The sequence below is a fragment of the Bosea sp. AS-1 genome (assembly GCF_002220095.1).
In the GTDB taxonomy this organism is placed as follows: domain Bacteria; phylum Pseudomonadota; class Alphaproteobacteria; order Rhizobiales; family Beijerinckiaceae; genus Allobosea.
Window position 1 is genome coordinate 23,874 of the sequence record NZ_CP022370.1, and the last position, 13,200, is coordinate 37,073.

The window sequence follows — 13,200 nt, forward strand, 5'->3', positions numbered from 1 at the left end:
TGAAACATTCGGCGACACGCCAAATATCTCAGAGGGGAACGGCTGAAACGGGGTCGACGCCGGGAGGAGGTGGCGGAGCCCGTTCGGAACAACCGTGCCGCCGATATCGGCCCGCACGGGCCATTTTGCAACGCAGCATTGCTGAGGTCCGTTATGCGCCCTCTGCATGTCGATGGCATATGACCTTGGCGACTCAGGCGCGTAGGTTCTGCTCGCGGTTGGCTGCCCGCTCCAGCTCCGATTGGCTGACGAGCACGCCCTTCTGAAAGACGGCGCAAGACGTCACGCCGGGGCCGGCCTGCATCTCGCGAAAGAGGCGGAGCGCTTCGCTTGCCGTGGGCGCGCGCTTATTCGTCTTGGAGACCCGGGTGAAGGCCTTGACCTGATACACCATATCCTCGCGATTGATTGCGTCCTGCGGCATAGCGAATGGAGAGCGGCGAGGAAAGTGTGCTCCCATTTCGACAGCGACGGCTTCATTCAGCGCCTATGTCGCTCGATCGGCGGTTTCGATCTCGCGCGGACGCGGTCAGCGTCCGAAGGCCAACGGCAGCAGCACGACACCGAACAGCACGGCGACGATGCCGGTGCGGACCCAGACAGCCGTGAAACGATGGCTAAACAGCACTACGCTCTCCACCCAACCCACCGCTCTTTGGCGGCTTTCGACCCGTTTAGTTGACCATAGGAGAGGATGAGCGACAAGCCGATGAAACGCGACGCGTGATCGAGGCATCGCGCGGCGTCGGACACTACGCTGGAAAAGCGGGCCATCAGAACACTGCCGCACGGCGCGTAGGCGGGAATTTTCCCCGATTCAGCTGAATCCGGACGGATCACGCAGGATGAAAGGCACGGTATCGAGCTGCCCATCGATGGCGGGGATAACTCCCCGCCGCAATAATGGGCGTAGACCAGAGCCCAGAAGACGACCTCGTCCTGCCGGCCGCCGAACAACGCCTTCTGCATGGTCCGCGCCATGAGTGTGACGGCGCGAGCGTGATCGTATCGCGCGTGCAACTCGCCGGCCACGACCTTCGCGTCGGTCATTCGGATCATGGTGCTGTTTCCTCGCGTCTCGGCCGGGACTTACGCTGCCGTCGAGAGCGGGAATTCGGAGAGGACCGAGGTTTCGGAGCCGCGGGCTTGGTGGAGCATGTCGAGAGTTTCGCGACTGAACGACATCCGTAGCGCGACAACCTCATCTCGCCCGATCTTCTTCGGGAAGCCGAGCGGACGGACGAAGAAGCGCAGCTGCATGGCGATCACCATCAGGCGCCAGTCGATTACGACCGTGACCGTGTCGATTCGACGAGCCAACCCCCATTCGACGACGCCCTGCGCGAGCTCGAGGAAGGGGCCGTCCGGCCGGGGGCGCAGGTCCCGCCAGCCCTGCGCGACGCAGAAGCGTGTCCATTCGAAGATGCGAGGACCAGTCGGCGGTCGTTCTCGGCAAAGATCTCCCAGCACTTCGGTCAGGAGATGCGGTCGCGTTGTCGGCAGCAGGCGTTGATAGCCAACAATCTCATCGCCGCGCAGGCAGACATGGTGGATGGCGTTCTCGTCGTCGAACTGGTCGCGCTCGCGGCCGTCGGGCTGGCGCAGATCAGTCCAGGCCTTCTCGTCGACGAAGATGGAATGGCGGAAGCGGAAGACCCGATCCATCAGCGCGGCGTGACGGCTGATGTCCGAGCCCGGAATGACCATAAGCATCGCGGAGCTCCTCGGCTGGAAAAACGGGCGCCGAGTGCGCCACACCGAGTCCTGGACCGCTATGGTGATAAATACCCATTGCAAGTAGAAAAGTCGGCCACGACGCAGCCGCAGGTTGGGCATTTATTGTCGCTGCTGATACCCACGCTGGCGTTTGCGCTTCAACCAGGTGTCGAGTGCGAGATGGGCGTCGTTCGGTTGCTGGAAGAGTTCGCTGCGGCGCTGGCCGGACGAGCCGATTCGTCCCCATTCGCGGACCAGGGCACTATCGCCGAAGAGCGTCGGCTCGATCGACAGCACATAGTAGCGCGCCATGTTCTGCGCGGGGTCGATCCGCTCGAGGAGGATGTGAAGGAGAGGCATGGCGGACCCGGCATGTTGCGTCAGCCGAATCGTCCCATTCGCCCACCGTTGGGTCCAATTGATTGGTTGAATCGATCAGAGGCGGTCGATTCACGCCCGTGATGAAAGAGCGGCCGCCGTGGCAGGATCTGGACATTCGCATCCTTGTTCCTGATCCGGAAGCGCGATCCCCTCCCCTCTCGGGATGTATCCGAGCTCTGCGGCCAGATCTCGAAACGCTGCGCGCCAGCGCTCCTTCTCAGCTTCGGCTTGCTCAGCGAGTTCGACCAGCTCTTTCTGCGACGCATCGCGCGGTCGGCAGAGGTCACATTCTATCGCGTGAAGAGCGCGCTCCCACGCGACGAGAGCGTCGAGGTAAGAGCGATGCGCCGCGATGGCGCGGTCTGCGCGATTGTCGTCGGACTGTGGTCGGCCTGGCGCCACGTCTTCATTCCCCAAAGAGCAATGCCTGCGGTACGCCCCCGCAAACAATCCCTCGCTGACTCTTGGTGATCGGGGAGTTCGAAACCGTGGTTAGACGGCCCCATGGCCTTTAGTTCGGGTGAACCTGTTGCATGCGCCACAGGATCCCCGACCATAGGGTCAAGGAGTGCGGTGCCGTCACGGCCGGCACCAACCGCTAACCAGGGGTTTCGACGCCCCAAGGCAGCGCGTACTGCCTCAAGAGCGACGTTACCGCGTCTGAGTGGGATGCACCAGTTGTCGTCGGACTTCGTCTCGACGGTGATCTGCGACGAGGTGCTTGTGTTCGCGATGTTCGGAGGCCAAATGGTACATCGCCTTGGCTACCCCGTAGGACGCAATTGTTCGCGCGATTCTCCGTCTGGCGAATGAGTCGGGGGGAATTCACTGCCCTGTGGTCGGGAAGTGCGGAGGTTACCCGAGTGAATTTGTGGCCCGCTGGCCTTCCTGCGCGGTGGGTCCGGTTCGGCTACCGCGTTGAAATCCTTCATTGAAGCAGCCGAGCGTAGATGGGTAGAAGCGGAAGCCGGCGCTGCCGTTAAGTACTAGTTAACCATTAAACTCTTGCAGCAGAATGGCTAATTGCTATCGTCACGGTAAATATGGGTGTTTGCCCGTTTTTCCGTGATGAGAGTTTCGAACGTGAGTCAAGCTGCCGAGCATACGCGAAAGCTGATCCCCTCTGTCGAGGACACCATCGGCGCGCAGGCTGAGCTTCTCAGCTCGCAACTCCATGCCATGAGCGAGGCGCTCTTTCCTCCCACCTCGAGGAAGGTTCTGCGGAAATTTACGTCTGGCGAGGCAGCGCGTCTGATTTCCATCTCGGATTCCACTCTAAGGAAGATGACGTTAGCCGGCGAAGGACCGCAGCCCGATCTCGCCAGCAATGGCCGCCGGCTTTACACCTTGGCTCAGATTAACGAGCTGCGTCAGCTACTCGCCAAATCTCTTCGCGGTCGGGATCGGATTGATGTCGTTCCCCATCGCCGCCCTGGGGAGCACCTGCAGGTTATCGCAGTGACGAACTTTAAAGGCGGGTCGGGCAAGACGACAACGTCGGCCCACCTTGCGCAGCACCTTGCGCTTCAGGGCTATCGGGTTCTCGCTATCGATCTCGACCCTCAAGCTAGCCTATCTGCGCTCCTCGGGGTGCTTCCCGAGACGGAGGTTCTATCGAATGAGACCCTGTATGCGGCCATCCGATACGATGATCAGAAGCGGGCACTGAGCGACGTCATCCGCAAAACCTATTTCGATGGGTTGGATCTCGTTCCTGGCAATTTGGAGCTGATGGAGTTTGAACACACGACACCAAAGGCCCTGACCTCTGGTGTGCAGACGCGCGACGGCCTGTTCTTCACCCGCGTTGCTCGGGCCCTCGATGACGTGGCGGATCAGTATGACATCGTCGTTATCGACTGCCCTCCCCAGCTTGGCTTCCTGACGCTAAGCGGGCTGTGCGCAGCGACGTCCATGGTCGTCACGGTGCATCCGCAAATGCTCGATATCGCCTCAATGAGTCAGTTCCTCTTGATGACACGCGATCTGTTGGGTGTTGTCAGGGACGCTGGCGGTGAACTCAAGTATGATTTCGTCCGGTATCTACTGACCCGATTCGAGCCGCAGGACGCTCCGCAGACCAAGGTGGCGGCGCTGTTGCGGAACATGTTTGACGATTTCGTTTTGACCAATCCGATGGTCAAGTCCGCGGCAGTCTCGGATGCCGGATTGTCCAACCAGACCCTGTACGAAATTGGAAGAGAGAACATGACTCGGTCAACTTACGACCGAGCGATGGAGTCGCTTCAGGCAGTAAATGCAGAAATCGAGGGCCTAATGAAAGCGGCATGGGGGCGCGGATGATTTCAGCATTCCTGCCTGGGGCGATGCCGATCAGGACCAATTTGTGGCTGTTGGGAGCTCCCAACTTTCTTCGTTGTCCCGCCCGGAAGGGGGCGTTCGGAGTGACTGGTTGTCTGGAGTTGGGAGCTCCCAACTTTGGCTGATGTGCTGTGGTCACGCGGTGGGAGGGCGCTGATGAGCCGGAAGGATGCCATCAACTCGCTATTCCTAAGGAAGCCCGAGCCGGCTGCACATGTGCCGCCGAAAAATGCTGAGCGTGTTCGTACCGGCGCGATCGCCGCAATGGGCAGTTCGCTTCAAGAGATGACGGAAGGTGCGAGGGCTGCCGAGCGCTTGCATCAACAGCTTGCTGAAGGCGAGGTAGTACTCTCGCTGGAGGCTGCGCAGATCGAAGGGTCGAGAATAGCAGATCGTATCGCTATCGATGTCGATCCGGGCTTTGAGACCCTGGTGGAGAGTATCCGCGAGCGTGGGCAACAAGTGCCGATTCTTGTCCGCCCGCACCCGGAGAAAGCCAATCATTTTCAGATTGTCTACGGACGCCGGCGGCTCAGAGTAGCAACCCGCTTGGGACGACCAGTTAAGGCGATTGTTCGGAATCTGACCGATGCCGAGCTCGTTATCGCGCAAGGGCGAGAGAACCTCGATCGCGCGGACCTGACCTTCATCGAGAAGGCCTTCTTCGCGAGGCGCCTTGAGGATGCCGGATACGATCGCTCCACGATCCTGGCCGCACTCTCGACCGACAAGTCAGACCTTAGCCGGTACATTGCAATCGCCCGACGGCTGCCGGAGCAGATTGTCCAGAAGATCGGACCAGCCGCGAAAACCGGTAGAGCCCGGTGGATTGCTCTTGCCGATAAGCTCGAGGATGGAAAGGCTGTCATCGCAGCCGAAAACCTGCTGAGCGATCCAGAGACAATCGCGTTGGACAGCGATGGCAGATTTCAAGCGGTCCTAAAGGCCGTCGACAAGCAGCCCAAGCGCGCCAGCAAGCCGACGGATATTTGGGTCAACCAAGCTGGAAAGCGAGCGGGTCGCGTGGAACGCTCGGGAGGCAAGACCGCGCTTGTTTTCAACGAGAAGGTTGTCCCGGAGTTCGCAACGTGGATTTCGTCGCGACTTGACGACCTCTACGCCGAGTTTTCGACTGGAAGGGAGGAGGAACGATCGAGAAGCTGAAAGGTGGTGAAGAAGGCGAGGCGCTTTCGCATCGCTAGACACACGTAAACCGCAAAGAAAAAAGGCCCCGAAACGGATTCCGGAAGCCCTTTCTCTCTAGTTTGGCGACTTTGAGAATCGCACTTCCCCGAATCACAGTCAAGAGTCCTGAACGGACTCAGCGTCGTTTTGGCGAGCGGATTTTCTTTGCCTAACAAAAGGTAAAGGAACGTGCAGACGCATGTAACAACGACGCCCTTTGGGCGGCGGCCGATGACGCTTGGCCAGATTTCAAGTCAGATGGCGGCAAAGGCGACGAAGCCTGATGCCGTCGTACACAAGTGGCACGTCTTCAACGACGTTCGCGTGGCGAGAGAGCTCCTCGGCGCCACGGATCGCTCGCTTGCGATCCTGAGCGCGCTGCTGACCTTCCACCCGGAAACCGCGCTCACCGGCGAAGCGGAACTCGTCGTCTGGCCGTCGAACGAGCAGTTGATGGCGCGCGCCAACGGCATGCCGGCGACGACGCTGCGGCGGCACATCGCCGTACTCGTCGCGTGCGGCCTGATCATCCGTCGCGATAGCCCGAACGGCAAGCGCTTCGCCCGGAAGGGAAGGGGAGGGGAGATCGAGCAGGCCTATGGCTTCGACCTCTCGCCGATCGTCGCGCGCGCTGAGGAGTTCAAGGACCTGGCCGAAGCGGTGCAGGCTGAGAAGAAGGCGTTTCGCGTGGCCAAGGAGCGACTCACGTTGCTGCGCCGGGATATCGTCAAGATGATCGACGCCGGCATCGAGGAGCGCGTTCCGGGCAATTGGGGCAGGGTGCAGCAGACCTACCAGGAGATCATCGGGAGGCTTCCCCGTACGGCTCCTAGGCAGCTCGTTGAAACCATTTGCATCTATCTGCAGGACCTCTGCACGCAGATCCGCGACGTGCTGGAATCATTCGCTAAAGCTCAGAATCCGGATGCCAATGAGTCCCATTCTGGTCGTCACATACAGAATTCAAAACCAGAGCCTCTAACTGAATCTGAAGACGGCTTTTCGAGCAACGAGGAAGCGGCAGTCATCGTCGCGGAAACCGACAATGTGCGGAGCCTACCGAAGCGGGAACTGCCTCTTGGCATTGTGCTCGACGCCTGCCCGAACGTGCGGGAGCTGGCGCAGGGCGGCGAAATCCGACACTGGCGCGATTTCCTGGCGGCGGCGGAACTAGCCCGGCCGTCGCTCGGGATCAGCCCGAGCGCCTGGCGTGAAGCGCGCGAGGTCATGGGTGAGCAGCACGCCGCGATCACGCTGGCGGCGATGTATCAGCGTGCCGGGCAGATCAACAACGCCGGCGGTTACCTGCGCAGCCTGACCGACCGGGCGAAGGAGGAGAAATTCTCGACCTGGCCTATGGTCATGGCGTTGCTGCGAGCTCGGCTCGATGCACAGAAGGCGGGGGCGGTCGAAGAGGGGTCGGCTGAGGATGGCGCCACGGCTTCGCAGCCGCGTATCCAGGCCTCGGCGGCGCTGCTGAAAAGCTTGCAGAAGCCGAGGCCGTGATGGCTGCGGGCTTATCCTTTGGCAGCGGCCTCGGTCGTGTTGCCGTCTCCGGCGATCAGTCCGGAGCGGCGGGCGCGATCGATCAGGTTCTTCACCGAGGACGGCGACCATTTCGAACCGCCGCGCGGCGTTCGCTCATGCAGCCGCTCAAGCTGGCTTGCGATCTCGCGCAGCGTGAGATTCGGGTTCGAGACGTGAATGCCGGCCACCAGCGTCACGAGGCGATCCTCGGGGAGCCGCGGAGGCGATTTCCGCAGCAGCGCCCTATCGGCCATGTGTTCGCCGACCAACCATTTGACGGCCCGACGCAAGCGCTCCGGTGTCGAGTCGAACCCGCGCTGTCTCAGCACGCGGGCGATGTCGTCCCAGCTATGGTCCGGCCGCATCCGTCTGACGATCGGCAGCCATTGGCTCGCCGTTGCCTGAACGCGATCGCCATAGGCTGCCTTCTGGGCGGCGGTCATCTTCGCCAGCATCTCCGGTCGGCGTTCGCGAATACCAGGATTGCCGGGAAGCCGGCCTTTGGATTTCGCGGCCTTGATGCCGGCTTTGGTCCGCTCGGAAATCAGCGCGCGCTCGAGCTGCGCGACGGCGCCGAGGACTTGCAGCGAAAACATGCCTTGCGGTGTCGTCGTATCGATCGGATCGCGCAGCGAGCGGAAATGCGCGCTCTTCGCCGTCAGGTCCTCGATCACGTCAAGCAAATGGCTGACCGAGCGCGCCAGGCGGTCGAGACGCACGACGATGAGGGTGTCGCCGGCGCCGATCTCACGCAGCAGCTTCGCCAGAGCCGGACGGGCGCGCGACGCGCCGGAACCATGCTCCTGGACGATCACGTCGCAGCCGGCCGAGCGCAGCTCGATCTCCTGCGCTTCCGTGGTCTGCTCGTCGGTCGAGACGCGTGCATAGCCGATGAGGCGGCCCTGAGGTCGACGGGAAGCGCGATTTTGGGTGTCGCGGGCCATTTGGAGCGCCTGAGAGAACGCCGAGTGGCGATTTTCCAAATGCAGAAGATATGGATAACTGATCGTTTGTGACCGAAATCGGGTTTGGAGGCTGTTGGTATGTTGCCCCGAAGCGTGCTTGTCGACCCTTCAAGGAGAGTGGTGACTATAACCGTACGCTGACGGATATGACTCGCCGCCGCAATTCAGGGTCATTTAAAAACTGCTTCGCCACGTCCGATGCTTCCTTCCCGGTGAGTTGATCTACGATCTTTATAACCTTATTTACGTCAATACTCGCGTGCGCATGATTTAATTTAAGAAACTCGTCGCTAAGATCGAAGCTCACATTGATGGCCGATGTGCAGGCCAGCGCGGCCCGCTCAATATCGACTGTGATTTTTCCGTTTTTCGGCGCTCCGCGGGCTATACAATCAAACAATATACCCTCTGGAAGAGACTCCCCCGCTGATAGGCGAAGCTGCTTGGTGGCGGACTCACTGACCGTTTCCCATATGGTCCGAACCGGTTCTCGTGCGAAAAGGCACGCTATCATATACTCCATCAACGAATTGCAGTCGGCAGTTGATTTCGCTGCTCGCGCGCTCAGAGACCAGAACAGGAGTGAGGCGGCCACTGATTGCCGAGATTCGGCAAGCTGCGATGCGACGCCGGCCTCGGATGCCAGAACCTTTGAGGCCAGCTCCGCTTTGGCCCAGGGTAGCGCTTCTTTCCGTACGATAAACCGAGTCGCCCCCGCTTGCAGGAAATAGTCTATAAAAACATCCCAGGGGCTCGGTACTTTGAAGGTGCTTGCGGTAAGTTTTTTGAGCTGCACGAAAAGATCAAATCCACTCAGGGGTATCGACCGCGCATCCGTTCGCTTTAGCAGATCGAACCAGTCTGCCGTAGTTGTTTTAGCACTTCGCGAATTTTGGACCCATCCGATCAGAAACGAAATAATTTCAGGATTTAAATTTCGAAGCGTCCTTCTCAAAGACTGTGGCGCTTCATCTTTGAGCAGATTATTTTCGAATAGGTATTCTGCTACAAGGAATTCTTGTATAGAACGGTGCGCGAAATAAACCGAAGAATTATCTTTTATGACTAAGCAACCTGCGATGAGTTCACGCCGCAGAGCAGGCACAGTGAATGAATGTCGGGTTCCGCCTATCGCTTGTTGAAATAGCGCATCTGGGATAACAGAGATCGAGCTTGTGGAGGCGCCTCCTTGCTCCCACAGCCACCAAGCCAGCATGTTGTTGAAGCGCCGACGTATGTCTAGGCTGAAGCCGCGGAATCGACCAGATTTTGCTACTTCTCTATGCAAGAGAAAGTGAATAAATCTATCGTATAAGAGGAATTTCGATACTTTTTCTAGATTTAGATCGGGTTCCGTTGCGATCTGACAGAGCATCTGAGCATGGACTGGTCGCGAAAGAAGCTCGTCAAATTTGCCTGACAGGAGGAACCCGAGCCGGTTGGAAATCCACTGTGCGTCGAATTCCGAGCCCTCTGGTTTGCCTCTGGCCTCGTGAACCGCGATGGGAAAGTATCGCTCGACAAAGTCGCGGGCTTCGGCAACGTCAAAGCCCTTTAACGTCTCCGTTCGGCATTGCGTCTTGCCCGGAACCGGGATGAATTGCCCAGCCCGCGTTAGGTCTTTCCCCTCGATAACGGACCGAAACTCGATGGCGTCATGAAATACTGTGTCGCGGCCTAAGAACAATAACTTTGCGGTTCCTTCATTGAGGCTCAAAAGGCGTTCGAAATTTGCTGTGAAAATGGCCGGAGTCATCCCGTGCTTCATTTCATCGAAGCCATCAAAGATAATGATAAAATGACCTAGGCGATTTAGCTCTCGAAATAATTTAAAGTGATATCCTTCAACCCTTGCTTGGCTTGCAAGTAGTTTTCCTACCAAGCCGTCTACTGATTGCTCGTCGAAAATCTCACCTAACGGAACAAGTAGGGGTATTCTACCATTTCCGCCGCACAGTATCTGCTTTGCGAGCTTTGCACTTATGTGTTTGGCGAATGTGGATTTCCCTTGCCCGTACCCGCCTATAATAACGATAGGCGTGGTGCTTGAGGACTGTGCCCAATCACCGATCACCGTCTCCATGTCATCACCTGTGACATTCTGCGGTGAGATATAATATTTCTCTATTGAGCTCCGATCGTACGCATCGGCAAGATCGGAAAGGTACGGTTCAAAAGAAAGAAGTGCGCGCTTGAATTCGCGCATCGAGAAGCAGCGAAGATTTGGAACTGCTTCTATGAGGGCTCGTGCGTCGGGACTGATATCTTTCGCGGCAATCAACCACGCTCTGGAGAAAGTTCTCTGCGAGACAAGGCGGCCATATTCGATAAGGAATTCCTGGCAATCTGCCTTACTAACATTTCTGGCAAGATTTTTTAGCTCGATCGCCGTCGTTTGAATTCCGTCAAACGGATCAACGCGTGTTGCGACAATATCAGCTTTTTTAAAATCAGCTCTAATTTCCGATTTGCACTGAAACCCGGCCGCTTCTAGCAAGACAAGAACGGTGTCTCTGAATTCGTTTCCTTTTTCCGTCGTCGATAGCATTTTCAAGTATGGCTTTCCGGGTTAGCGAACGCGTGATCTGCCGATCTCTGTTACCTCATTTCAATCTGCACTGTATGGGATGGGAGTTCGCCGTCAAACGTGTCAATCGAGGAGAGGCTTTTCACGACGGACATTGAGATGAGCTACTTAGCTGGGCTCATAGCTGTGGTTTGGCCGAGGACTTGGGCCAACAGGGCGGCAGGCATTAAAGCGCGAGCCGGGCGGCCTTGCTGAGCTGCCGCTCGGCGTCATTGTAGTAGCTCGCGGCCTGCTGGACCGAACGGTGCTGCGACTGCTGCATGGCCGCGGGCAGGGGAACGCCATTGCGGGCCGCCTCGGTCAGATAGCCGGAGCGCAGGCCATGTGCCGAGAACGCGAGCGGATCGAGCCCAGCCTCGGCGCAGCGGCGCTTCAGGATCAGGTTGACGGCCTGCGGGGTCAGTGCTCGGTCGGAAAGACCTTCCCAGCGATCGATCGCCCGAAACACCGCGCCCTTGCTGATCGCAGCACGCTCGAGCCAGTCACGCAGCGCTTCGACTGGTGGTCCGACGATCAGAACGCGGGCGGCGTCGTCGGCCTGCGCTGTCTTGGTCTTGCCGAGCGAAATCGCCAGGCAGGGCAGGCGGGTTGAGTCCGGATCGTCAGGATCGAGCGGCACCGGCGCCTCCTCGGACAATTGTTCGACGCGCAGACGGGCGATTTCGCTGCGGCGGCGGCCGCCAGAGCCGAAAGCGATCAAAAGCAAGGCCAGATCGCGCGTATCGGTCAAGCGATCGCTCCGGCAGGTCGCCAGCAAGCGGTCGAGGATGTCGCGGGTGACGGCGCGCTGACTTTTGCGCCGCCGCGGCCGGGCGCTGGCCCGGACCGCCAGGCGTACGGCCGTGCGTAGTGATGGGGCGGCGAAGGGGCCCATAAGGCCTTTCCAGCGGTGTAGCGTCGACCAATGCGCCAATCGGCGCTTGACCGTCGACGGCGCGTGCGGACCCGCGACGCGCAAATGACCGTCCAGCCGCAAGGCCGTGGCGATGACTTCGGGCATGCCGTGCCCGGGATCGCTCTCGCGTTGGGCCGGGTCCCAGAGATGCTGCGCCACGAATTTCAGCGCCAGCGCTTCCGGCGCTGGCCAGGGCAGGGGCGCAGCCGTCGCCGCGATCGCCCAGGCCTCGAGATAGGCCAGGTCTGAGGCGAGCGCGCGCAGGGAATTCTCCCCCATGCCCTCCTTCGCGAGGTGGCGCAGCGTCGCGACGTCGTCATCGGTCAGGATTTTGGCGAGCTGATCGCGCCGCTCCATCGGCAGGATCGCGGACAGCGCGTCGAGCTGCAGGGCGCGGCGGGTCTCGGAGTCCGCCAAAGAGGTGAGGGCGAGATCACTCATCGACGTCGCCGCTCGCGCCGGCCCGGGTTGCGGACCCGGGCGGCGGGACTGCGAAAGCGCCGGATCGTGGCAGCATAGAAGTCGTCCATGCCGGCGAGCGGATCGGCGCCCAGATCGGCGCGACGGGCGAGCTCGCGCAGGACCGCGAGATTGACCCTGGGCTCCAATTGCGAGGTGTCGATCACCTCGGCGTCGGGCAGGAGATGGTTCGGGTGCAGATGCCGATCGAGCCAGGGTCCGAAGGCGGCGAACTCCGGGGCGCCCTTGCGCTTGGTGAAGTCGGCCGAGGCGCCCGACAGCACATCGGCGATCTGGATCGTCGGGTGCTCGAGCGACGAGCCGAAGCGCATCGGACCGGCCAGGTTCATGCCGATCGGGGTCGCCCGCCGGCCATCGGTGATATCCGGCCGATCGCTGCGCCCGATCCAGGTGTCGAAGATATGCGCCATATCCTTCAAGGGTTTCGAGTCGTCGCAGAGCAATTCGATCTGCGGATAGCGCAAACCAAAACCCTGAAGCGTCAGGCTGAACAGCGCCGTCGTCGTCAGATCGAGCGTCCATTTGCCGGTCAGGCTCTGCCCCGGCTGCAGCGCCTGCGCTTCCGCGGCGATGATGCCGGCATAGCCGCGCGCGAAGCGCAGCACGCAGTTCAGCACCACCGAGCTCTCATCCGGCGCTTGGCTGACGGCGAACAGCTTTGGCGCGTCCTCAGGGTTGAAGGAGCGCATGAAGGCCTGGAGCTCCTCGGCGACCTGATGCGGGCGCTCGCCGGTCTTGTACAAAGCAGCGTGCAGGCCGTGCATCACGAAGCGATGCAGGTTGTGGCGATAGAACAGGCTGTTCTTGGCCTGCAGCACCGGCTCGAACAGGTACTCGAAGGCCTTGCCGCCGAGATTGAGCCGCTTGTCGCAGACCATGATCAGCGCCCGGCCCTCGAGCTGGCCCGCGAGATCCAGAGCGATCTCGCTCCAATTGTCGCGCCGACGCAGGCCCTGCGCCTTCAATTCCGGCGCCTGGACCCGGTATTTTTGTCGCGTGGCGGCGACGATCGCCGCGGCTTCCTCCGCTGTCAGGTCGATCGCGGTGTAGGCGAAGACAGGTTGATCGTCATCGAGCATGCGCGGGCCGGTGAAGCCGGCCTCGTCGCAGGAGATCAAGCGGGCGGGAGGCGTGGTCAAGGC

The 13,200-nt window shown here is 60.1% G+C and carries 11 protein-coding genes; 3 read left to right on the forward strand and 8 right to left on the reverse strand.

Annotation, left to right across the window (positions count from 1 at the left end; genetic code table 11):
• Positions 1-193: 193 nt before the first annotated feature.
• From CE453_RS00140 to CE453_RS00155, 4 genes are all read right to left on the reverse strand, one after another.
• Positions 194-394 (reverse strand): hypothetical protein, encoded by a 201-nt coding sequence (locus tag CE453_RS00140; protein ID WP_198302108.1) that lies wholly within the window; start codon positions 392-394, stop codon positions 194-196.
• 233 nt (positions 395-627) lie between these two features.
• A complete protein-coding gene (locus tag CE453_RS29095) occupies positions 628-1,059 on the reverse strand; it encodes a hypothetical protein (RefSeq protein ID WP_248307707.1) in 432 nt (143 codons plus the stop codon).
• A gap of 30 nt (positions 1,060-1,089) precedes the next feature.
• A complete protein-coding gene (locus CE453_RS00150) occupies positions 1,090-1,836 on the reverse strand; it encodes an acyl-homoserine-lactone synthase (protein ID WP_248307708.1) in 747 nt (248 codons plus the stop codon).
• Positions 1,837-2,076 carry a WGR domain-containing protein gene (locus tag CE453_RS00155; protein ID WP_089172769.1) on the reverse strand — a complete coding sequence of 80 codons (240 nt, stop codon included), beginning with the start codon at positions 2,074-2,076 and terminating at the stop codon, positions 1,837-1,839.
• A 1,089-nt stretch (positions 2,077-3,165) separates the two neighbouring features.
• Here CE453_RS00155 and repA point away from each other — a divergent pair.
• From repA to repC, 3 genes are all read left to right on the forward strand, one after another.
• Complete coding sequence (gene repA / locus CE453_RS00165) at positions 3,166-4,401, forward strand: plasmid partitioning protein RepA (protein WP_191125898.1); 1,236 nt, start codon at positions 3,166-3,168, stop codon at positions 4,399-4,401.
• Positions 4,402-4,575: 174 nt separating this feature from the next.
• Positions 4,576-5,583, forward strand: a complete 1,008-nt coding sequence (gene repB, locus CE453_RS00170) for a plasmid partitioning protein RepB (RefSeq protein WP_089172771.1) — start codon at positions 4,576-4,578, stop codon at positions 5,581-5,583.
• Positions 5,584-5,793: 210 nt separating this feature from the next.
• On the forward strand, positions 5,794-7,110 hold the full coding sequence (repC, locus tag CE453_RS00175; protein WP_089172772.1) for a plasmid replication protein RepC: 1,317 nt from the start codon (positions 5,794-5,796) through the stop codon (positions 7,108-7,110).
• Between the two features lie 11 nt (positions 7,111-7,121).
• Here repC and CE453_RS00180 read toward each other — a convergent pair whose 3' ends face one another.
• From CE453_RS00180 to CE453_RS00195, 4 genes are all read right to left on the reverse strand, one after another.
• Complete coding sequence (locus CE453_RS00180) at positions 7,122-8,075, reverse strand: recombinase family protein (RefSeq protein WP_089172773.1); 954 nt, start codon at positions 8,073-8,075, stop codon at positions 7,122-7,124.
• A gap of 145 nt (positions 8,076-8,220) precedes the next feature.
• The gene (locus CE453_RS00185) at positions 8,221-10,644 is read right to left on the reverse strand and encodes an NACHT domain-containing protein (protein ID WP_089172774.1); all 2,424 of its coding nucleotides are present in this window, start codon (positions 10,642-10,644) and stop codon (positions 8,221-8,223) included.
• A 205-nt stretch (positions 10,645-10,849) separates the two neighbouring features.
• Complete coding sequence (locus CE453_RS00190) at positions 10,850-12,019, reverse strand: site-specific integrase (protein WP_089172775.1); 1,170 nt, start codon at positions 12,017-12,019, stop codon at positions 10,850-10,852.
• Positions 12,016-13,197 carry a DUF3800 domain-containing protein gene (locus CE453_RS00195; protein WP_157732847.1) on the reverse strand — a complete coding sequence of 394 codons (1,182 nt, stop codon included), beginning with the start codon at positions 13,195-13,197 and terminating at the stop codon, positions 12,016-12,018. Before CE453_RS00195 ends, CE453_RS00190 begins: the two co-directional genes overlap by 4 nt.
• Positions 13,198-13,200 lie beyond the last annotated feature (3 nt).